The sequence below is a fragment of the uncultured Subdoligranulum sp. genome (assembly GCF_937890665.1).
The window spans coordinates 1-22,037 of the sequence record NZ_CALADU010000163.1 but is presented as its reverse complement, the minus strand read 5'-3'; the positions used below and the strand labels follow the sequence as shown (position 1 = coordinate 22,037).

Annotated in this window: 19 protein-coding genes; 17 read left to right on the top strand and 2 right to left on the bottom strand. The window is 45.6% G+C overall.

The genetic code is table 11. From position 1 onward, the window contains the following. The 12 genes from Q0526_RS09345 to Q0526_RS09290 all read left to right on the top strand — a co-directional run. Positions 1–598: hypothetical protein (locus Q0526_RS09345; protein WP_298732833.1), on the top strand; the 598-nt coding region annotated here is incomplete at its 5' end. A gap of 243 nt (positions 599–841) precedes the next feature. After that, positions 842–1,819, top strand: a complete 978-nt coding sequence (locus Q0526_RS09340; protein WP_298732831.1) for a LacI family DNA-binding transcriptional regulator — start codon at positions 842–844, stop codon at positions 1,817–1,819. A gap of 45 nt (positions 1,820–1,864) precedes the next feature. Beyond that, entirely contained in the window at positions 1,865–3,196 is a 1,332-nt protein-coding gene (locus Q0526_RS09335; RefSeq protein ID WP_298732829.1) for an extracellular solute-binding protein, read from the top strand. An 84-nt stretch (positions 3,197–3,280) separates the two neighbouring features. After that, complete coding sequence (locus Q0526_RS09330; protein ID WP_298732827.1) at positions 3,281–4,192, top strand: sugar ABC transporter permease; 912 nt, start codon at positions 3,281–3,283, stop codon at positions 4,190–4,192. After that, positions 4,185–5,048 (top strand): carbohydrate ABC transporter permease, encoded by an 864-nt coding sequence (locus Q0526_RS09325; RefSeq protein WP_298732825.1) that lies wholly within the window; start codon positions 4,185–4,187, stop codon positions 5,046–5,048. The genes Q0526_RS09330 and Q0526_RS09325 overlap by 8 nt, the downstream gene beginning before the upstream one ends. A 12-nt stretch (positions 5,049–5,060) precedes the next feature. Beyond that, a complete protein-coding gene (locus tag Q0526_RS09320) occupies positions 5,061–6,401 on the top strand; it encodes a glycosyl hydrolase (RefSeq protein ID WP_298732823.1) in 1,341 nt (446 codons plus the stop codon). A gap of 12 nt (positions 6,402–6,413) precedes the next feature. Next, positions 6,414–7,751 (top strand): glycoside hydrolase family 30 beta sandwich domain-containing protein, encoded by a 1,338-nt coding sequence (locus Q0526_RS09315; protein ID WP_298732820.1) that lies wholly within the window; start codon positions 6,414–6,416, stop codon positions 7,749–7,751. A 22-nt stretch (positions 7,752–7,773) separates the two neighbouring features. After that, positions 7,774–10,215 (top strand): glycoside hydrolase family 30 beta sandwich domain-containing protein, encoded by a 2,442-nt coding sequence (locus tag Q0526_RS09310; RefSeq protein WP_298732818.1) that lies wholly within the window; start codon positions 7,774–7,776, stop codon positions 10,213–10,215. A gap of 377 nt (positions 10,216–10,592) precedes the next feature. Beyond that, positions 10,593–10,736: a hypothetical protein gene (locus Q0526_RS09305; RefSeq protein WP_298732817.1), complete on the top strand. Its 144-nt coding sequence runs from the start codon at positions 10,593–10,595 to the stop codon at positions 10,734–10,736. Between the two features lie 42 nt (positions 10,737–10,778). Next, positions 10,779–10,997 (top strand): hypothetical protein, encoded by a 219-nt coding sequence (locus Q0526_RS09300; protein WP_298732816.1) that lies wholly within the window; start codon positions 10,779–10,781, stop codon positions 10,995–10,997. Between the two features lie 4 nt (positions 10,998–11,001). Beyond that, a complete protein-coding gene (locus tag Q0526_RS09295) occupies positions 11,002–11,244 on the top strand; it encodes a hypothetical protein (RefSeq protein ID WP_298732814.1) in 243 nt (80 codons plus the stop codon). Beyond that, on the top strand, positions 11,231–11,593 hold the full coding sequence (locus Q0526_RS09290; protein ID WP_298732812.1) for a ribbon-helix-helix protein, CopG family: 363 nt from the start codon (positions 11,231–11,233) through the stop codon (positions 11,591–11,593). The genes Q0526_RS09295 and Q0526_RS09290 overlap by 14 nt, the downstream gene beginning before the upstream one ends. A gap of 67 nt (positions 11,594–11,660) precedes the next feature. Here Q0526_RS09290 and Q0526_RS09285 read toward each other — a convergent pair whose 3' ends face one another. Both Q0526_RS09285 and Q0526_RS09280 read right to left on the bottom strand, forming a co-directional pair. Then, the gene (locus Q0526_RS09285; protein WP_298732810.1) at positions 11,661–13,238 is read right to left on the bottom strand and encodes a response regulator; all 1,578 of its coding nucleotides are present in this window, start codon (positions 13,236–13,238) and stop codon (positions 11,661–11,663) included. Next, on the bottom strand, positions 13,235–15,037 hold the full coding sequence (locus Q0526_RS09280) for a sensor histidine kinase (RefSeq protein ID WP_298732808.1): 1,803 nt from the start codon (positions 15,035–15,037) through the stop codon (positions 13,235–13,237). The genes Q0526_RS09285 and Q0526_RS09280 overlap by 4 nt, the downstream gene beginning before the upstream one ends. 226 nt (positions 15,038–15,263) lie before the next feature. Here Q0526_RS09280 and Q0526_RS09275 point away from each other — a divergent pair, with 226 nt between their 5' ends. From Q0526_RS09275 to Q0526_RS09255, 5 genes are all read left to right on the top strand, one after another. Next, entirely contained in the window at positions 15,264–16,622 is a 1,359-nt protein-coding gene (locus tag Q0526_RS09275; protein WP_298732806.1) for an extracellular solute-binding protein, read from the top strand. Positions 16,623–16,738: 116 nt separating this feature from the next. After that, positions 16,739–17,602, top strand: a complete 864-nt coding sequence (locus tag Q0526_RS09270) for a sugar ABC transporter permease (RefSeq protein ID WP_288691311.1) — start codon at positions 16,739–16,741, stop codon at positions 17,600–17,602. Between the two features lie 18 nt (positions 17,603–17,620). Then, complete coding sequence (locus Q0526_RS09265) at positions 17,621–18,445, top strand: carbohydrate ABC transporter permease (RefSeq protein WP_298732803.1); 825 nt, start codon at positions 17,621–17,623, stop codon at positions 18,443–18,445. Positions 18,446–18,456: 11 nt separating this feature from the next. Next, positions 18,457–20,118, top strand: coding sequence for a glycoside hydrolase family 66 protein (locus tag Q0526_RS09260; RefSeq protein WP_298732801.1), 1,662 nt, complete (start codon positions 18,457–18,459; stop codon positions 20,116–20,118). Beyond that, positions 20,115–22,037, top strand: a 1,923-nt coding sequence (locus Q0526_RS09255; RefSeq protein WP_298732798.1) for a glycoside hydrolase family 66 protein, incomplete at its 3' end; no start/stop codon positions are given. The genes Q0526_RS09260 and Q0526_RS09255, both read left to right, overlap by 4 nt.

Here is a 22,037-nt window from a genome sequence, read left to right as displayed (position 1 = left end):
AAGATTGAGTATACAAGGAGTACACCTTTCTGAAATTCTGGGAATTTCTATAAATCCTACATCTAAAAGTCCGAATCTAAAAAGAAGAATAGCGGCGGTAGAACGCCAAGCCGGAATTGAAAATGCGAAATTTCTTGGTAAAATGCTGCAAGGTATGGTAAACAATCAAATCCGCACCGCAGGTGACTATGATAAGGTTATCTATGATTTTGGCAAAAAGCAGATTGAACTTACGAATGAAATTGCGGCAATGAAGCAGAAGAGAACAGCCTATGCCGCCGCTGCAAAACATTTGCAGATATGCAGGACTTACAAATCTGTGTGGATGGAGTATGTCGCTAAGTCCTTAAATCAGAAAACAGAGTATTTCAATCAGCATAGCATGGAACTTCAAGCATACCGAACCGCTGCGGCAAAACTGGAAAAGGAGGGCATCGACCAGTCTGTTGAAATTGATAAGGTAAACAACCTTGCGCAATCGCTGGAAAGAAAAATCAATGACCTTGATGAACAGCTGAGAGAGAGCAACTTGCAAGAACAGGATTACCGTCAGGAGAGGAAAACACTAACGACAATTCAGGCGGATTTATTTGAATGAGAGTTAATTGTTGAGTTGTCTCTTTTGAAAAGTAAAAGTCATTGGCAAAATGCCACAAAATGATTCACTTATCATATAAATTATGTAGAAAACAACGATGCCCTATTGAAAAGCGTATCTCGTTGTGATAATCTATAGTTGTAAATGATAGCGCTAACATTTCAAGAGAAGTTAGCGCTATATATTACCAGCAAAAATGATAGCGCTAACATTTCTTGGCCTATCATTGGAGGGGTGGGATACATGAGTACACTGAAGGATGTTGCCCAAAGAGCAGGGGTTTCCAGCATCACGGTCTCCCGCGTGATCAATACGCCGGAACTGGTAAAGGAAAAAACGAAAGATAAAGTTATGCTGGCAATGGCGGAACTGAAATATGTTCCTAATGCAGCAGCAAAAAGTCTTGCCGTAAACCGTACCGGGCTGATTGATGTATTCATTCCCAGCGATATTGATTTAAATAACCCGTTCGTTATGCACTTTATCGCTGGTATCAGTAATGCCCTTAGCAAACGAATGTATCCATTTCTGATTTTACGAGATAAAAAGAAAGAACATCTTTGCGATGGGTACATTGTAACAGGCTTACTTCGTGATGAAATCAACGAGTTTTATGCTTATGCCAGTGAACGAGATCGTCCGGTAGTTCTGTTTGGGCATACCAACTTGCCGAAAGTAAGTTGCATTGATGTAGATAACTTTGCAGGTGCAGAGAGTATTACCGAGTATCTGATTCGGCAAGGGCACCGAAAGGTAGCCATGATTAATGTCGATGAAAACAAGGACTACACGGAAGATCGTTACAATGGTTACTGTAGCGCACTGGAAAAACATAAACTCGCACCACCGCCTAATGCATATCTTCAAGCGGTAAACAATGTGCAGGGCGGTCACGATGCGGCACTGAGTTTGTTGGAGACGACTGATTGTACGGCGATATTTTGCGCAACTGACACAATGGCAATCGGCGTATGCCAAGCCATCATGGAAAAAGGACTGCGCGTACCTGAGGATATTTCCGTGGTAGGATTTGATGGGCTGGGACACAATCTTTTATCAACCCCGCACGTGACCACCGTGCAGCAGCCGGTTTATCGTATCGGTGAAATGCTTGCAGAGCAGCTTTTGAAAGAACTTGACGGAAAAAGCGGTCATATCAATAAGCTCGTCAAGCCCGATTTGATAGAAGGAAAATCTGTTTCCACAATTTCTTTGGATTAACATGCGTGAGTGCGCATGAATTAAATTATAGAAAAGGAGAACATTATGAAAAAATTTGTTGCATCCGCAATGGCAGCTGTGATGGCAGTCTCTCTTGCAGCCTGTGGCAGCACTAGCACCTCTACGGCTACCAGCACTGCTGAATCCAAGACAGAATCTACAGCAGCATCGTCTGAAGCCGCTGCGGAGAAAACTGCTGGCAACCTCAGTGGTACGCTGGAGGTCTGGTCGTCTGGTGAGGAACTGGGGCGTTTTGTTGAGGGCTTCAATAAGGAGTACCCGGATGTTACCGTCAACATTACCGTTGTTCCGAATGCCGATTTCCTTACCAAACTGACTCCGACGCTGGCAAGCGGGCAAGGCGCACCAGACATCTTTACCGGTGAGTCGGACTATGTCAAATATCTTGTCAACTCTGGCTACTGGGATGACCTGAATCAGGAGCCCTACAATGTCGGGCAGTACAAAGATGACATCTGGGAATATGTTCTGAATGTTGGCACCGATGATTCCGGTGCTGTCCGCGCCCTGAGCTGGCAGGCATCTCCGGGCTCTATCCTGTATCGCCGCGACCTTGCAAAAGAAGTTCTCGGCACCGATGATCCTGACGAGGTTTCCCAGCAGTTGAACAGCAATGCAGCAATGCTGGACGCGGCTGCGAAATTCAGTGAGAAGGGCGTTAAAATGTTCGCCAGTTGGCAGGACATTATGAATATGCAGTTCTCCAACCGCGAGCAGCCGTGGGTCGTTGATGACAAGCTCATCATTGATGATTCGATGCTCGAATTCATGGATATGGCAAAGACCATTTCCGATAACGGTTATGACCTGAACGTCGATCCGTGGGCCCCCGAATGGAGCGCCGCTGTGGAAAGTGACGATACGTTCTGCTATGTTTTGCCGACTTGGGGCTATCAGTTTGTTGTCAAACCGGCAGCCGATAAGACTAAAGGCCAGTGGGGTCTGTGCCAAGGTCCCGTTCCTTATGTGAAAGGCGGCACTTGGCTCGGCATCTATAAGGACAGTCCCAACAAGGATTTGGCATGGGCATTCATGCAGTATGTGACCTGCAACAGTGAAGCACAGCAGGCGTACGCAAAAGAATATGGCGAGTATGTTTCCCTGAAGTCTGCGGATCAGGCTCTTGCTGCGGAAGAAGGCGAAGAAGTTCTGGGCGGTCAGAACCTGTACCAGTTCTACAATGAGCAGATGGAAAAAATTCCTGCCGATCTGATGACTGCCTATGACGGTCAGCTCAACACGTTCTTCCTCTCTGATACTAAGCTGTACGCTACCGGTGAGATGAGCAAGGAAGAAGCCATTGATCAGTTCAAGAAGGATGCGCTGAACGCCTATCCTGAGCTTACGGTTGACTAATCTGATAAAAATTTATAATGGCTGACCTGATGGGCGGCGGCATATGCTTGGCCGCCGCCCATTATCTTATGGGAGGAAGCAGGTATGTTCAAGAAGAAATTCCATAACAGTATAGACAAAGGGCGGTATGGCTATTTGTTTATTGCTCCGTTCTTTATTGTGTTTGCCGTTTTTGGGCTATATCCCATCGTCTATACCTTTATCCTTAGCTTTCAAAAATGGGATGGGTTAGCCAAGATGACGCCACTCGGCTGGAAAAACTATGCTCGACTGCTGACGGATGATGTGTTCTATCTTTCCGTCTGGAATACGATTCGCATTTGGATTTTCAACTTTGTGCCCCAGATGCTGACGGCACTGCTGCTATCTGCGCTGTTTACCTTCAACCGTATTCGCGGAATGAAATTTTTCCGTGCTGCGTACTATCTGCCCAACCTGATTACGGCAGCATCTGTTGGTTTGCTGTTTAACTTGCTGTTCGACGGAAACAAGTCGGTTGCCAACTACATCTTGCAGGCACTCCATGTAAAGGGCGCACCATTCTCTTTCTTTAATAGTGGTGCATTCACATCTGGAATGACTTCCTATATCCAATGGTGGATGTGGTTCGGCTATACGACTGTCATTGTTATGGCAGGCATCACGACAATCGAAGGCTCTGTTTATGATGCAGCGATGGTCGATGGAGCAACGAAAGCTCAGACCTTCACAAAAATCACGTTGCCGTTGATTCGCCCGACCTTGATTTATATGACAATCACTTCGATTATTGGCGGTATGCAGTTATTTGATGTTCCTACAACATTAACGAACGGAACCGGTGATCCCAACAAGTCCGTACTGACGACATCCATGTACCTTTATAATCAGGGCTTCAAGAATTTTAATTACGGATATGCCTCTACAATGTCGGTTGGCTTGTTCCTTGTAATTGCAATTCTTAGTGTGTTTGCTTTCCGCGCTATGCAGAGTAAGGAGGGTGCTTACGATGACTAATACTGTGACAAATCAGAAAAGCCAGACTTCTTACAAAGCACAGAAAATCATATCCAATGTTATCATCTATGCTTTCCTGATTTCCTTGTTGCTGCTTTCTATCGTTCCTTTCTATCTGGTTGTTGTGAATGCAACCCATTCCAGCTTCGATATTGTAACCAAGCTGAATCTGCTACCCGGAAAAAATACGCTGGAAAACTACACTACGATGCAGAGTCACGTCAACATTTGGCGCGGATTCCTGAACAGCCTTTGTGTAGCAGTACCGTTTACTTTCTTTACGGGCTATTTCGGCGCATTGACGGCTTTCGGTTTCGCAAAGTACCACTTTAAGGGCAAGAAAACACTATTTGCTATTGTGCTGGCCTCCATGATGCTGCCCAGTCAGTTGAGCATTATCGGCTTTTATCAGCTGAATTTGAAACTCAATATGCTAAATACCTATACGTCCCTGATTTTGCCCGGTATTGCAAATGCGTCTGCGGTATTCTTCCTTCGGGGCATCATTGAGCAGAGTATCCCTCTTTCCATGATGGAAGCTGCACGACTGGAAGGCTGCGGCGAATGGAAGATTTTTAATCGCATTGTTTTGCCCTGCATTATGCCCGGTGTTGCAACAATGTGTATCTTCAACTTCGTTTCCTGCTGGAATAACTACATGGGGCCGCTGATTATTTTGACCTCGGATAAAAAGTACACAATGCCGGTTATGATTGCCATGATCAAAGGACTTTACCTTACTAACTATGGAGCTATGTATCTGGCGATTGCAATTTCAATTATTCCCATCGTGATCGTGTATATCTTCTTCTCGAAATACATCATTAACGGTTTGACTGTGGGTTCTGAAAAATAAGAGGTACGCTTTATGAAAGAGATTCAATGGCGATATTCGACCCCAGAAGCGGTTTGGCAGACGGGAACACCCATCTCCGCAAAAGGAAAAGCGAATCTTCGCTTAAATGGCGTTGAATACCAGAAAATGTTTGGCTTTGGCGGATGTTTTAATGAGCAAGGCTATGAAGCCCTCAAAACTCTTCCAGAAAATAAGCAGGACAGTCTGCTGAAAGAACTGTTTGCTGCGGATGCCGAAGCCTGCAAGCTGAACTTTTGCCGTATGCCAATCGGTGCAAACGATTATGCGATGGATTGGTACAGTCTTGATGAAACGCCCGGTGATTATGCCCTGGAGCATTTCTCTATTGACCGTGATAAGGAACGCTTGATTCCCTACATCCAAAAAGCAAAGACGTATGCACCAGATTTGAAGTTGTTTGCCTCCCCGTGGAGCCCGCCGACATGGATGAAAAATCCTCCTGTGTACAACTGGGGCAAACTGATTTGGGAGCCTAAGAACCTGCAAGCCTATGCAGACTACTTTGCAAGATTTGTAAAGGAATACCAACGTGAAGGTATTACCATTGACCAGATCCATGTACAAAACGAGCCTGTGGCGAACCAGAAATTTCCTTCCTGTATGTGGACCGGTGCGGAGTTGAAAGAATTCATCCGGGATTATCTCGGACCTACGTTTAAGAAAGACGGCCTTGATACGGAAATCTGGCTCGGCACAATCAATGCGCCCGGTTGCGACTATAATCGTCTAATTTTCGATAAGTGGGCCACCGAGGACTATGATTACTTTGCCAATACTGTGCTGGAGGACGATGAAGCGCGCCAGTATATTACAGGCGTAAGTTATCAATGGGGTGGCAAAATCGCTATTCAGCGGACTTTCGAGAGCTGGTGGCCGGAATTGCGGCTTATGCAGTCCGAAAACGAATGCGGCTTTGGCGACAACACGTGGGAGTATGCTACCTATGTGTGGACAATGCTGAAGCATTACATTGGCAACGGCGCAGAAAGCTATATGTATTGGAACCTGATTCTCGCACCGTGGGGCGTCAGCACGTGGGGAGACCCGCAGAACGCAATGGTTACCGTGCAAAATGGTGACTACACCTTAAACCCGGATTTCTATGTGATGAAGCATTTTTCTAATGCTGTACAACGCGGTGCCGTGCGACTGGGTGCAGCTGGACATTGGGCGGCAGATGCATTGATTTTCCGTAACCCGGATGGCAGCTATGCCGTGGAAGCATTCAATCCGTTCTATGAAGAAAAATGCCTGACGATTGAACTGGAAGGTGAAGTAACGAGCTTTATGCTCGCACCGCGCTCATTTAACAGCATGATTATTACTGTGTAAAGGGGAACACCTATGATTGCAAATAAACATACCACATTATTTGACGGCGGTGTTGCGAACCAAATCACTACCCCGTTGCAAGTTGTGGCAGACGATGACACACAAGAAGTCCAGCTGCTGAATCTGTACCCAGACATTCGCTATCAGACGATTGACGGTTTTGGTGGTGCCATTACCGAAGCCGCAGGTTCTGTGCTGCGACAGATGCCGGAAGAAACAGTAGAAAAAATTCTGCAAGGATATTTTGGAGCGGAGGGGCTGCGGTACAACTTTGTTCGGACTCATCTTGACAGCTGCGATTTCTCGCTGGGAAATTATTCTGCGGTAACTGATCCGCAGGATAAAGAATTCAAGACATTTTCGCTGGCACGGGACGAAAAATACATTCTGCCCTATATCCAGTTGGCAGAGCAGTATGTCGGTCATAAAATCGGTGTAATGCTCACGCCGTGGTCTCCGCCAGCGTTTATGAAAACCAACAATGACCGCAACCACGGCGGAAAACTTCTGCCAGAGTATGCCGATGCGTGGGCAAACTATATCTGCCGTTATATTAAGGAATACGAAAGCCATGGAATCACAGTGGAATTCCTGACTGTGCAGAATGAACCCCACGCCACACAGACATGGGATAGTTGCCGCTACACGCATGAGGAAGAACGGGAATTCCTTGAAAAGCACTTATACCCGGCTTTGCAGGAAGCTGGGTTGGGCAAAATCAAAATCAATATGTGGGATCACAACAAGGAACGCCTGTTCGATTGTGCAAGCACTTGTATTACCACCAGCACCAATGCAATGATTGACGGTTTTGCCTTCCACTGGTACAGCGGCGATCACTTCGATGCCGTACGCCTTGTACGCGAGCAATATCCGGATAAACGGTTGATTTTTACGGAAGGATGTATTGAATATTCGCTTCGGGATAAAGATCAACTGAAAAACGCACAGATTTACGCACACGATATGATTGGAGATTTTAACGCCGGGATGAACCTGTTCTTCGATTGGAACATCGTGCTGGATGAAAAGGGTGGCCCCAACCATGTTTCTAATCTTTGTGATGCGCCAATCATGTGCAATACCAATACAAAGGAGGTCGAGTATAAACTATCGTACTACTACATTGAACAGTTCAGTCATTATGTATTGCCGGGAGCAAAACGGATTGCGGCAACCTGCTACACGGATAAGCTGGAAACAGTATCCTTTGTGAATCCCGATGGTACATTGGCAGTGGTGTTGCTGAATCGAACTGAACAATGTATGTCGGTCACACTGCGCGTCAAGGGCAGCCTTGTTGCCTGTGAGATCGAGGCCAACTCTATGACAACGATTGTACTGAATTAAACCAAAGTAGAAGGGAGTAATTATGTCAAAGCGAATTATTGCGGGTGCTCTTGCCGGTGCGGTTCTGGCGAGTACTATGGCACCTATGGGCGTATATGCGGATTCGCCCGAAGTCAATATTTGGGTGTCAAAGGTCAATGCGACCGATAGTGGAATGGAGAAGGGGCTTGAAAAGCAAACTCCTGTCCATTTCGGCTCTGGAGACAGTGCATCGACTAACAACTTGATTGTTGTCGACGAGAATAACACCTACCAGACGGTCGACGGCTTCGGTGCTTCCATTACAGAAGCGTCGGCGCATCTCTATCAGACTAATCTGGACGATTCTGCGAAAGCAGCTGCTATGCAAGCACTGTTTGACAAAGAATCTGGCATCGGCCTGAGTATGCTGCGGCAGACGATTGGTGCTTCCGACCACTGCGTCGCGCCGTACAATTTTGCGCCCGACGAGCAAGATGACAGTCTGCCCAACTGGGACTTTTCCCATGAACTCATCGAAATCATGCCGACCGTACAGGACGCGCTGGCAGTTGAGCCGGGTCGAATCACGGTTATGGCGTCTTGCTGGAGTCCTCCGGGCTGGATGAAGGAAAACGGTTCTGTCCTTGGAATGTATCAGAATCAAAAGGGTACATTGCGGGCAGACAAATATCAGGCGTATGCCAACTATATCACCAAATTCATTCAGGAATACGCGTCTCGCGGCATCGACATCTATGCCGTAACTCCGAATAACGAGCCGGATCACGCAAGTTATGACTGGCCTGCATTGCCCATGTCGCATACCGAAGCGCAGAATCTGGTCGCAAATTATCTTCGCCCGACGTTTGATCGCAACGGTCTCGACACCAAAATTATCTGCTGGGATCATAGCTATACTACGACCAACTACAAAGACGGATCGTATCCCCTCGAATATTATCAGGATGCGAATGCGCTGGCTGCGACCGATGGCTCTGCATGGCACTGGTATGAGGGCGATGAAGAAGTCATGTCTGTAGTCCATAAAGAATATCCCACAAAGGACATTTGGTTTACGGAAGGCTCTGGCGGTGAATGGGGATTCCCCAAGTGGAATACCGCATTCTTGAATCAGGCATCGTCCGTTGTCAATATCACCCGCAACTGGAGCAAATCCATTATTTATTGGAACCTTGCGCTTGATCAGAATGGTGGTCCTGACTACTACTATGATGTCAATCAGCATCAAGATTCTACCAACCGTGGTTTGATTACGATCAACACCGATACCAATAGCTGGGATTACAATGTTGATTATTACACGCTGGGTCATATCAGCAAATTTGTTGATCCGGGTGCTCAGAGAATTGATTCTACAAGCCTCGACAACAACATTGAGACTGTGGCTTTTAAGAATCCCGATGGTTCGAAGGTGCTTGTACTGGCAAACCTTGTAAACGAGGCACAAGAGGTAAAGGTGCAGTGGGGCGAGCAGAGCTTCCGCTATACACTTCTGCCGGAGTCCATGGCAACTATGACGTGGAATGGCAATCAGGTCGGGAATGCGGCTTCCCCAATTTGGTTCAACAATCTTGAAAGCAATAATAACTTTGCTGCTGGTGAAGGGGCTTCGGTTGCCACTACGGATAGCACCGCGAACCTTGGTGGAAGCAAGGGCATTATGCTGACGACAACTCAGAACGGTGATCCCGGCACTGATAAACAGTGTGTGATTATTTCTTCTGAGAGTGGTGCAGCCATTGATGCATCTTCGTATCAGTATTTAACATTCTCCGTTAAGGATATGGTGAATCCGAAATCTGCAACGGTAAAAGTTACCTTTGTTGACGAAAATGGTACGGAAGTGAGTTCGTGGAGCCATGAAAAGACGGTCTATGACAACTGGACCAGAATTTGGGTTCCCATTGCTGGCGATAAGGGCTTTGACCGAACCAGAATTGCAAAAATCAAGCTCGGCTTCTACTGGCAGGGCAACTACGCGGTTGATGATCTTGCATTTGTTGGTGGATATAGCGATGGTATTCCGCAGATGAATGGAAACCTCGTTACCAATGGCAGCTTTGAAGATGATGGTAGTGCAGTGCCTGTTGCTACTGGTTGGAATTTCGAAGGTGGCACGCCTTCCGCTACTTACCTTGAGAAAAACAGCAATGCAGCAAGTGGTCGTTTCCACCTTGTCCATTATTCGGCGGACGCCCATGATGCATACACTTGGCAGGCGATTTATAATTTGCCCAATGGTACATACACTTTGAAAGCAATGGTTCAGTCCGGCGGTGGTCAGAAGCAGAACAAAATATTGGCGACCGATTTTGGTGGCAGTGAAATGAGTGTCGAAATTCCTGTCAATTCCTATTGGACGCAGGTTGAAATCGGGAATATCAATGTGACCAATGGTAAATGCACTATCGCATTCTATACTGAGGGAAATGCTGGTGATTGGAGTTGTGTCGATAACATTGAATTTTATCGCAACTCTTAAACAAGCAAGATTCCATAGAAAGCGGCTGAATTTCTAAAATCAAAATATGAAATTTATTTAATAGTGGGTATCGTGAAAAAATAGAAATGCTCCCTGCATGGCATAACGCGATGAAAAGAGCGTCGTGCCGTGCGGGGAGCATTTTTGGTTGATGCTAAACTATACCAAACTGTATAGCTAAAATAGATTATAAACATTAAAACGAAAAAGGACCGGAAAAATTCGATCGGCGTGTTCTCTTACCTTTTGAAGGGAGAGTGGCGATCGTGCTCAGTGTTTCTGGTCCTTTGTCATTTGTTGAGCATTATACGGGTGATGCCATTCCGCGAGCGCCTCCCAATTTTTTGGTTTTCAACAAAAAATTGGGAGGATGTGTAATGATCCAACGTGAGTTCGAAGAATTATTTGAGCAATTCAGCCCCGATGAACTGAATGAGGAAAGCACCGTGAAAGGACAGTTTACGAGCTATATAACCCGCCGAATGGAATGGCACGCAATCCGCTATGCTGCCAAGAATTGACCAAAAGTTATTGCGATTTCCTTGGATCAGGCTCCGCAGCATTTGACAGATATTAATGCCGAACAAATGCTTCAGAAAGTTGAAGTTGAACTAGCTCTTCAACAGGAAGTACAGCGGCTTTCACCAAAAGAAAAGGAATGGCTTCTGTGCTTTCTGAAAATGAATTACAAAGAAATTCAGGAACACTTTGGTTGCGGGCATACTAATGTCTATGAAAAGCGAAAAAAGCTGGCTCAAAAGATGAAGGCGCTGAAGGAGTAACACAATGGTGAAGAGTTTTGAAGAACATCTGCGAGGTGCAAAGGCACATAATCGTGAGGACAAAATCTGGCTTGTTACGTGCTTTTCCGGGAAAATGGCAAAGCTATGTGCCAAGTACGGCTTCCCCGATGATGAAGATATGTTCGTCTACCTGATTGAGCATTTCCTGCGGGATTTGGATAAGTTTGTCATATACGGTGATGACCATACCGTACATAGCGGAGGACATGGCAGTGGCAACAGATAAGACTCGATATAAGGATATAAAAGTTCGCATTCCGGAGGAAGAACTGGCTGTACTGAACTGCCGTGTTGCAAAAACAGGTATGTCCAGAGAACAATACATCCGCTGCTTGATTGCGGACACAATCCCCGCTGAATATCCGCCAGCAGATTACAGGCGTATCATACGGAAACTGGACGAATTGCAGGAAACGATGGAAGCTCTACTTGAAGAAAATCCCATCAAACGGGATACAGTAAGGCTATATATTACTCTCAAAAATGTGGCGAATACTGCGGATATGTTGCGACAATCGTTGGTGCCACAAACCACTCTGAAAAGAGCAAAGAACGAGAAAGCTAACAAGTTTTGAAATGACGGGGAATCATTACCGCGTATAAAAATAGTGGGGTGTAACCAATTACCGAGACAAGCAGCGATTAGTTTCCGTATTGTTCTTTCTGATAGGTGGTTGGCGATACACCATAGTATTTTTTGAAAACGGAAATAAAATGTTTTGTGGATACAAATCCTAGTTTTTCGCCGATTTCGTATATTTTGGTTTCGGGTGAATCCTTCAGGTAAGCGGCTGCACGTTCCATGCGAATCTGCATAAGGTATTTGCTATACGAGATTCCTAGCTGCTTATGGAAAAGATTACTTAAATAGCTGCTGTTTACGTTGCAGTAATCAGCCACTTCGGACAAGGAGATACTTTCACAGAAGTGCTGGTTAATATACTCTTTTGCCATTTTTATGACGGGCATCGTATCCTGCGTAATTGTCTGCTCTTTTCCCAAAAGGCAAAAAACACACTGATATACAGCGTGAGAGAAGTTGGCATCAGAAACGCCACCAGCACAAGAAGTACAAAAATCCGTCAGTTCTTTCCAAGCGGATGTCAAAAGTGTATCCTCAATAAGAAAACAGTCAGTAATGCTCTGAATCATATAACAGCCCATTTCCCAAAGTGCTGCGGAATTCTTGTGCGGAACCAGACTGCACAACTGGTCAATATCTGTACGCAGAGTTGTTTCTTGGGAAGCAGCAAAATCAGAAAGCACCTTTTTATTTGCCTTTTCAAATTCGATGATCTGCTGCTGATATTCGCTTAGTAGGGCGTAAGAATGTAGCTCGTTCGATGTGAACAGCGGCAACGAGCGCAAACCGGCAATACTTGCAAGGGAATAGGATAAATCCATACTGTCATCCACTATGCGTCCGGCAAATAAATTTACATCCTGCGCAAAGCGGAACGATGCCGAAAAGTCACTCTGAAATTCATGGAGATTTGCAATAAGAGCTGCTTTGGTCTCGCCTTCAGCCACAATATAAGTGTCACCATTATTCCCGAAGAAAGGTGTCCAGTTGTATTTTTTACACAAAGAAACAGCCGCGAGATTCTGACGATAATTGCGAGAGTGTGCCTCCGTAGGAAGAACGGCATTGTCGCGGGCAATAGGTAGCAATGCCGCTTGTATGACACAAGCATACGGAAGCATAGGATCGGTGTCCGTGCTGGAAAAGACTTTATAACCCTGATAGATTCCGTCGCTGTCATCCTCCAGTATGGCACGGAACAGCATTGCGCGAGGGTTGGCGCGTTCTTCCTCGGTGGGATTGGCGAGCAGTGTGGGCGTATGTTTTTGCAGGCGCTTGCTGATGTCGTTCAGCAGTTTGATGAGATCATCATCAACCAATGGCTTCAAAAGATAATCCTTTACGCCATACTGGATAGCTTTTCTGGCATAAGCAAAATCGTTGAAACCAGAAATGATGATGACAACGGTGTCAGGATAATTTTCTTGGATGAACTTCGCAAGGTTTAACCCGTCCATGCCGGGCATCTTAATGTCTGTGATCACAACATCGTAAGCAGCCTGTTTCAAATATTCGATTGCTTCGATTCCATCCTGCGCTGTGTTAGGAACGTCAAAGCACGTTGAATGTTTGGGGATACTTTTTGAAAGCCACGTTCGCATGAGTGGCTCGTCATCAACAACAAGGATATGGTTCATTGAGTTACCTCATTCTTTGTAAAGGGAAGGCTGATAGAGACAGTTGTACCACTGTCAGAGGAAAGAATGTCCAGCGAGGCAGAGTTTCCATATTTTAACCGCAGCCGTTTGGCAATATTGACTAAGCCGATGTTGCCTACATGAGCCGGTTCAGCTTCATCGTGGCTGGGGGTACTGATACGTTGCTGCAAAGACTCCAGCGTCTCCGGCTTAATGCCAGGACCGTTATCAGATACTTGGATAGAGTAACGGTCCTGACTTACACAGGAAACGATGTGGATTACAGTTTGCCCGCGATTTTGTTCGCAGGCGTATTTGATTGCGTTTTCAATCAAGGGCTGTATGGTAAGTGATGGGATTTGTTCGCTATATAGTTCGGCAGGAACAGAAATGTCATATTGCAATCGATCCTGATAGCGTAGTTGTACGAGTTTTAAGTACGCTTGGCAAATGTCAAGCTCCTTTTGCAACGAAATGTCCTTGGAAACATTCATAACGCCGCCTAAAAATGCAGAAAAGGACTCGATGGCTCTAATTGCAGTATCATATTCTTCACATTTGATGAGGAGGCTAATTGTGTTCAGGGTGTTATACAAGAAATGCGGACGAATTTGGCTGCACAAAGAATTGTACTGCGCTTCTTTTGCTAGATATTGCGCCTGATAGATTTCTTTTGCCAATTGTGCATTTCGATCAATGACATTTTGCAATGCCTCTGTCATTTGGTTGAAGGATTCAGCCAAGTAGCCGATTTCGTCGTTTGTTGTGACATGAGCTTTTACGGTTAAATCGCCGTCCTCAACATGGTGCATGAGGGCAACAATCTCAAACAGCTGCTGTGTGAATTTCTGAATGATGATGTAGAAGCCAATATCAGCAAGCATGATGCAGAATATCGCCAGTGCAATGCTCTTCATAAGATTGGAGCGCAGCGGAGCCATCAATGTGCGGTAAGAGTGCAACGCCACAATGTTAATGCTGTAATTGGAGAGCGACAGCACATTTACCAGATATTTTTGGCCATTCAGTGTAATGGTTCCGGATTGCCCGATTTTATTTCCCTCGGCCATTGCGTCTTCCAAACCGCTGGGAATAGGCGCAGAGCGATACAACACCTGATTCTGCGAGTTTACAATTAAAAGCAGACCTCCTGCATTTAGATTGATTTTATTGCAAATTTTACTGATACCGGAATAATCCGCATCGACTTTTACAACGCCGATGGTTTTGCTGTTATCGTTTTTGCTTCTGAGCTGGCGAACGACTGAAAATACGGTGGTTGGCTTTTCACCGTACACTCTTTCCATGTGCGGCTCAATAAACAAAGGTTTGGTGGTTTCTTTTGCTTCGTTATACCAAGAGCTTTCAGCATAAGTGGCAAGGTCTGGCATGTCGTTCGGGGTGCGCGTATAGCTGTAAAGCGAATCATCGTTTGCTATGTATACACGAAGAATTTCACTTCGCGGAAGAGTCATAACCGAGGAAAGAAATCCTTCTACGATGCGCTTAGAATTTAGTTTGTCGCGGGAATTCGTTGGTGAATACTCTAGTTGAGAAAGAACTTCATCATTATAATAAGGGGTGAGCGTAAGGCGATACAACTCGTCCATATAAGTACTGACGTTGGTTCCGGCCTGCTCTATTGTTTGTTGGGTTTGGGCAATCGTCTGTTCTTGTAATTGTTGTGCATTCCAACGGTAGGTAAGGTAAGTAATCGCCAAAATGACGGCAAGGTTTACAATACTGATGGCAATGACCAACCGGGTCTTAAAAGATTTTTTCGATTTGTAAGGGGTCAATTTCGGCACCCTCCTTCCATAATAATTATAAACTCATGAGGACATAATGTGCAATGGGAAAAGCCAAATTCCCAAAAAAGAGAAACCTTTATCTAAAATTTTGGGTATTTATTACAATTACGACTGTGGTACAATAGAGACATAAGGAAGGCGCGCTTCCAAATGATTTTCCGAATTTCAAACCGATCAATTTGAAATTCAAATCACATAAGGAAGGAAGAATACTATGAAACTTCGTAAGTTCGCTGCAATGACGATGGCAGTGGCAATGCTCGGCGGCACGTTGGCCGGTTGCGGCGGCGCAGCCAGCAGCACGGCATCCAGCAGTGCAGATTCTACCCCAGCTGAAAGCACCTCTACGGCAGAAAGCACCGAAACCTCCGGTGAAAAAGTAAATATCAAGCTCTTTACCGGCAAAATCGAAACTATCGATGTGATGAACGAAATCATCGATGAGTTCAACGCTTCTCAGGATCATATCGTTGTTGAGCAAGAATATCAGAAAGATGCCAGCAACGTCATCAAGATCAAATTCGCCTCCAACGAAGTACCTGACATTATGACCACCTACGAACAGGGCTTTGTCGATGAAGGCAAGTACATGGACATCTCGGACTTGAACGAGTTCTGGGATCGTATGTCCCCGGATATGAAGGCCGCTTGCACGGATGTAAGCTCTGGCAATGTCTATCGTATCTGCACGAACATGACGATGGCCGGTTTCTTCTACAACAAGGATATTTTGAGCGAAGCTGGTTATACCGAGTTCCCGACCGAATGGGCAGACTTTGAAACCATGCTGGAGACCATCAAGGAGAAAGAACCTGATGTTACTCCGTGGTTCATCTTCGGTAGTGAGGCTTGGCACCTTGGCCACCTGATTGAGTTCCTGCCTCATGGTTACATCAAGTCCACGCTGGGCGCTGTTGACGCTAAGAAGGCTTTCTTGGCCAACGATCAGGACAAGCTCCAGTTTGCAGCAGCAGATGGTCCGATGGCTGTTTTTGGTGAGGATCTGGTCGATCTCCAGAATAAGGGTCTCATCAACGCTGACGTGCTGACTGCCACGAACGACAACTGCGTACAGGACTTCGCAAACGGCAAGGCCGCCATGTTCAGCAATGGTATGTGGGCGCTGTCCAGCGTTCTCGAAGCCAACCCCGATATGGCAGATAAGATCGGTTTCGCACCGTATCCCGCTTATATGCCCAACTCCAAGCCTGTTGTTCTGAGCGCTGAAGATTCCGGCTACTGCATTTCTGCAACGACCGAGCACAAAGAAGAGTGCATCGAGTTCCTGAACTTCCTGTTTAGCCCTGAAAATCAGAAGAAGTACAGCGAAGTTGCCAAGGCTCCCAGCGCATTTACCGATGTTGATGCTGAGTGGGCACCTGAAAACGTCGTGAAGGAAGTCAATGCTGCCCTGAAGAGCGCTGCCAATATCGGCTTCACCAATGAGAAGCCCGCCGGTTTCTCTGGTGACGATGCAGGCCGTATGGTGCAGGAACTGTTGGCTGGCCAGTATACTCCTACCGAGTTTGCCGAGGCTTATGAGAAAGCCTGGACGGATGGTATGGCATCTTAAAACGACTCTTTTCTCCTTCTAAGTCGTGCGTATCAAATCTCAATAGGTGACATACAAGCAGAGGCGCACCGCATAATTCACGGTGCGCCTCTTACTTGTAAATGCAGGTGTATTACATGAAAAATAGAAAAATCGGTCTACATACATTTATGGCTGTGCCCGCTTTTGCTTTGTATTGCCTTTTCTTTATTTATCCGTTGACAAAAGGCATTGGCATGAGCCTGACAAACTGGAATGGCTACGGGCAAGCTGAATTTATAGGTCTGAAAAACTTTGTTGACTTTTTCAAGGACAGCCGTGCTATTTCGGATATAAAGACGACCGTTCTGTTCGCGTTAGGCAGTGCGCCGCTACTTAACATTGTCGGCTTGCTGTATGCTCTTCTGATGAACAGTAAGTTCAAAGGAAAATCTGTTGCAAGAGCCTGCATCTATATGCCCGCTATCATCAGCCCCCTGATTATGGGTTATATCTGGTATCTGCTTCTCCAGCCGGGGCGCGGCGTTATTTTCAATTTGCTGAATCAGATGGGGCATCCCGAATGGTTCCCCAACTGGATGAGCAGCTATACTTCAGAAATCGTTGTGCTTGTTCTCGTGAATGTTTGGCAGTATGCTGGCATGACGATGATTATCTATTTGGCAGGCTTGCAGAACATCTCGCAGGATTTGTACGATGCAGCAATGATTGATGGTGCTACTGGCTGGCAGAGCTTCCGTTTTATTACGTTGCCGCTGCTGGTTCCTTCCATTCGTATCAATGTGGTTACCAACATCATCGGTTCGCTCTCCGTGTTCGACATTGTAATGTCGCTGACGAGTGGCGGTCCCGGTTATCAGACGGAAACATTAAGTATTTACATTATGCGTATGTGCTACGGCAGCAAAACAGGCTATTCTACGGCAGTTGCTATGATTATGTTCTTGATCGTTCTGATTCCTGTTTTGATTTCGTTGCGCCTGACACGCACGAAAGATTGATAACTGGTGGTGGCTAAAATGAAATCGAAAGCAACTTTCCCGCGCTATTTGGCGATTATTCTGATTTGTCTGCTCTGTCTTTGCCCATTCGTAGTGCTGCTGATTTTGTCTCTGAACGAACCCGGCAGCAACATGTACGATGGCAATGTTCTGATCCCGGATTTCTATTTCGGAAACTATGCAGAGGGATGGGCTAAATCCAATATTGGCCGAGCTATGATCAACTCTGGTATCATTACCTTGACCGCATTGCTGCTGATTGTTTTCCTTGGAGCAATGGCCGGTTATGCTGTTGCCAGATACCCGAACAAATTCAACCGTATGGTGTTCAACATTATGCTTTGCTGCATGATGATTCCCGGCATTATCAATACGGTGCCGCTTTATACTTTGATGATCAAGATCAAAGCGGTAAATACCTTATGGGGCATGGCTTGTGTTTGTGCGACACTCGCATTGCCGCAGGCGGTCTTTGTGTTCTCCGGTTTTATCCGTGCTTTGCCGAGAGAGCTTGAAGAAGCAGCCGTTATTGATGGCTGTACGCCTTTTATGGCATTTTGGCGTATTGTTTTTCCGCTGCTGATGCCCTCTATTTCTGCGGTTGTTATCTTGAATGGCTTTGGCATCTGGAATAACTACTCGCAGGCGGTCTTTTTCCTGCAAAGCAGTGCAAAGCATAATGTACCGCAGGCATTGTCTGTCTATTTCCAGCAGTTCGCAGGAGCTAAATGGAATCTGATGGCAGCTACGGCGGTCATTGCCATTGTGCCGGTCGTTGTGATTTTCCTTATTTTCCAGAAGAGCCTGATGAAGGGTCTTACGGAAGGTGCGATTAAGGGGTAAGGAGTTATAGAATGGACATTTATCCGTCAAAAGCACAGTTTAGTACAAATGAAACTGTAACCCTTTGCCTTATCTGTGATGATGTACTGCCCATCTCTGTCCATATCCGGGTACTGCTCCTCTCCAAAACGGTATGGGAGCAAAACATTGTATTGACCGAGAACAAAACAACGGTATCCATAGGCGCTTTCTCTGCTACTTTTGCAGGATATGGCGTAAATGTTTATCAGCAGAATGATTTGGAAAAACCAATTTTGCAGACCGCCTTTGATGTTGCAGAATCTCCTAGAAAACTTTTACGGTATGGATTCTTAAGCGACTTCACGGAAAAAGACCGAGACAATGGTGCATTGGAATGGCTGTTAAAATGCCACATCAATCTGGTACAATTCTATGACTGGTCTTACCGCCACGATTCTCTTGTGGCTCCGCAAGAAGATTACCATGATATGATGGGCAAGGAAATCTCCGGCAGTACAGTTAAAGCAAAAATCGCAAAGGCAAAAGCGCTGGGGATGCACCCAACCGCATACGGTGCTGTGTACGCTGCCAGCAAACCATTTTTTGAAAAGCATCCGACATGGGCGTTTTACAATTCCTGTCAGGAACCGTTTGTATTTATTGATGTGTTCTATATCATGAATATTGCGGAGGGCTCGCCTTGGAGGAAACATCTTTTTGAAGAATACCAAAGTGCAATTAGCATGATGGGATTTTCCGGCATCCACATGGACACCTATGGATTTCCCAAAACGGCATATTCTCATTTGGATGCAATCCCGAAGAAAATCAAATTGGAAAACGAACTTCCCACTCTCATTGATGAAACGCGCGAAAATGTACATGGTGAGGAAGAACCTTATTTGATTTTTAACAATGTCGGAGCATGGCCTGTCCAGAGAACCGCAGATAGAAAGCAAGATGCTGTCTATATTGAGGTGTGGCCTCCTTACGACCGGTATGCAAGCATCGCGCAGCTTATCCGGAACGCAAGAACTTATGCCAAAGATGACAAAAGTATCATTTTGGCAGCCTATCTGAAACCGTTCCGAGAAGGAAAACGTGAAAAAGCTCTCCCCGCTGCCAAGCTACTGATGGGAAGCATTGTCTCAAATGGTGCCACACATCTTTTGACCGGCGAAAACCAAACGGCTCTGACACAGGGGTATTACAGCGATTATACAAAGTTCAGCGATTCCGAAGCCGAAGCCATCAGACGATACTACGACTATATGATTCGGTATGAAAATTTGTTCTTTGATCCCGAATTGCAGGACGTGACGATGACCCATACCGGGTGGGATAACTATGAGTATCAATGCACCAGCCATAAGGTGAGTTCCTACGGTGAAGCAGGGAAAATCTGGATGATTCTCCGTGAAAAAGATTATCGCAAGTGCATCTATTTACTCAACCTGTGCGGCCAAAGCGAGGATTACTGGAACGAGGGTAAAGAAGAACCAAACATCCAAAAGGATATAAAGTTTACCGTGCAGGTTGATACCCCGATTGAAAAGATTTGCTTCAGCACTCCCGACGGGGAAAACATGGACGCAATAGAGCTTTCGTTTACAGAAAGAGCAACAAAAACCGGAAAATTTATTGACTTTACTGTACCAAGCCTGAACTATTGGACAACCATTTGGATCGACACAAGAAAGGAAACAATATGAAAAAGCATCATTTTATAAAGATGTCTTCCATTGCACTTTCTCTTTGCGTTGCACTGGGTACATTCCCTGCAACAGCGTTTGCCGATGATGCCAACGCAACAACCATCACAAAGGCATATGTTGATAAAGCCACCTATGCGCCGGGGGAGGCGGCAACGATTTACGTTGATGTTGATGGCGCGACTGGAACGAAGACGGCGCATATCCAAATTACTCATCTAAATGAGACTGTTTGGGAAAATGATGTGACGTTTACCGCAAACGGCGGAAAAACGACAGTTCCGATCAGCTGGACTCCGCCGACAACGGATCATCAGGGATATTTAGTGTCAATTACGATTGATGGAAAACAAATCGTGACGGCAATTGATGTGTCCAGTGATGTGACAACTTATCCCCGCTATGGATACAGTGTCGATTTTATGCCCGGTGAGACTTCCGCTGAAAGCGATGCGATGATGAAAGAACTCGCACAGGTCTACCATGTCAATATCGTTCAATATTATGACTGGATGTATCGGCATGAAAAGATTCTTCCGGATGAGGGAGATGAGTGGGTCGATATGTTTGGACATACCCTCTCAAGGCAGACGATTCAGCAGCGCATTGATGCCGGTCACGCCTATAATCAAAAGGCAATGGCTTACCAGATGTCTTATATGGCACGTGAAGGATACACAGAAAATGGTGTAGATCCGAAGTGGGGGCTGTATTCCAGCCAAACGAATCATAATATCGATTACAATCCTTCTGACAACAGCACAATTTCTGGAATTGATCAGTATCTATTCCCGTTGGAAGGAAAGCCCGCGCCGCTGCTCATGACGTTTAATCCCTTAAATACGGATTGGCAAAATTTTATGGCAAACCAATATAAAGGTGCCATAAATACTTTGGACTTCGATGGGATTCAGATTGATCAGATGGGTGATTTCTGGGGCAGGGATGCACAATATTATGATTACGATGGCAATTATGTGAATTTGGGCGAATCTTTTGCACCGTTTACAAATGCAATCAAGCGTCAGCTCACAGAAAACAACAGCGCAAAGAATATTGTTACAATGAACGCTGTTAATGGTGGCTCGGAAGACTACTTCTCGTCAAATAGTATTATCTCTACGGCAAATACTGATTTTGCGTTTAGTGAGCTGTGGGGCAACAGCGATAGCTATAAAAAAGTAAATGACTTTATTAACTGGCAGAAGATGCAGGACGGCGGCAAGGCTATTGTGCTGGCTGCATATATGAACCAGTATGACATCAATGGCACTACTTATTCTTATAGCAACGCGCAGCTGACCGGTGTTCATATAAACAGCGAGAACGGTGTCACCTACATTACAGGTTTCGATGAGGTTGGAGACCGTGCAGAAATAACGATTGAAGCTCCCGAAGATGGCAACTATTCTCTCGTTTTCTTGGCCGCGAATGGAACGGATACGCAAGCAAGTAAAAGCATCTACCTTGATGGTACAAAATACATGACCGCATACTTTGATGCTACAAGAAACGGTGTTATCCCCGCAGAGCCGGACTGGTATTATTATTCTTATGATGCATCTTTTACTGCACCTAAAAATCTGTATCTGACAAAGGGAACGCATACGTTGACGATCCAGCAAGATGCTGATGATAAGGGTGGAGACATTCGCCTTCAGACAGTTACTCTTGGCGTGTATGACGAAAATTCTGTCCGCTTGACCAACGCGGCAATTGCAGCAAGTGGTGCGATGCACATTGAGATGGGCAGCGGAATGTCTACAACAGCAAACAGCGGAGAAAACTTCAACGATGTATCCCTGCTTGGAAATCCGTACTATCCCAAGGCGGCAAAGTCGATGACCTCTAGCCTTAAGCAGGCAATGTATAATCAGTATCAGTTCATTACTGCATATGAAAACTTGCTTTATGATGCA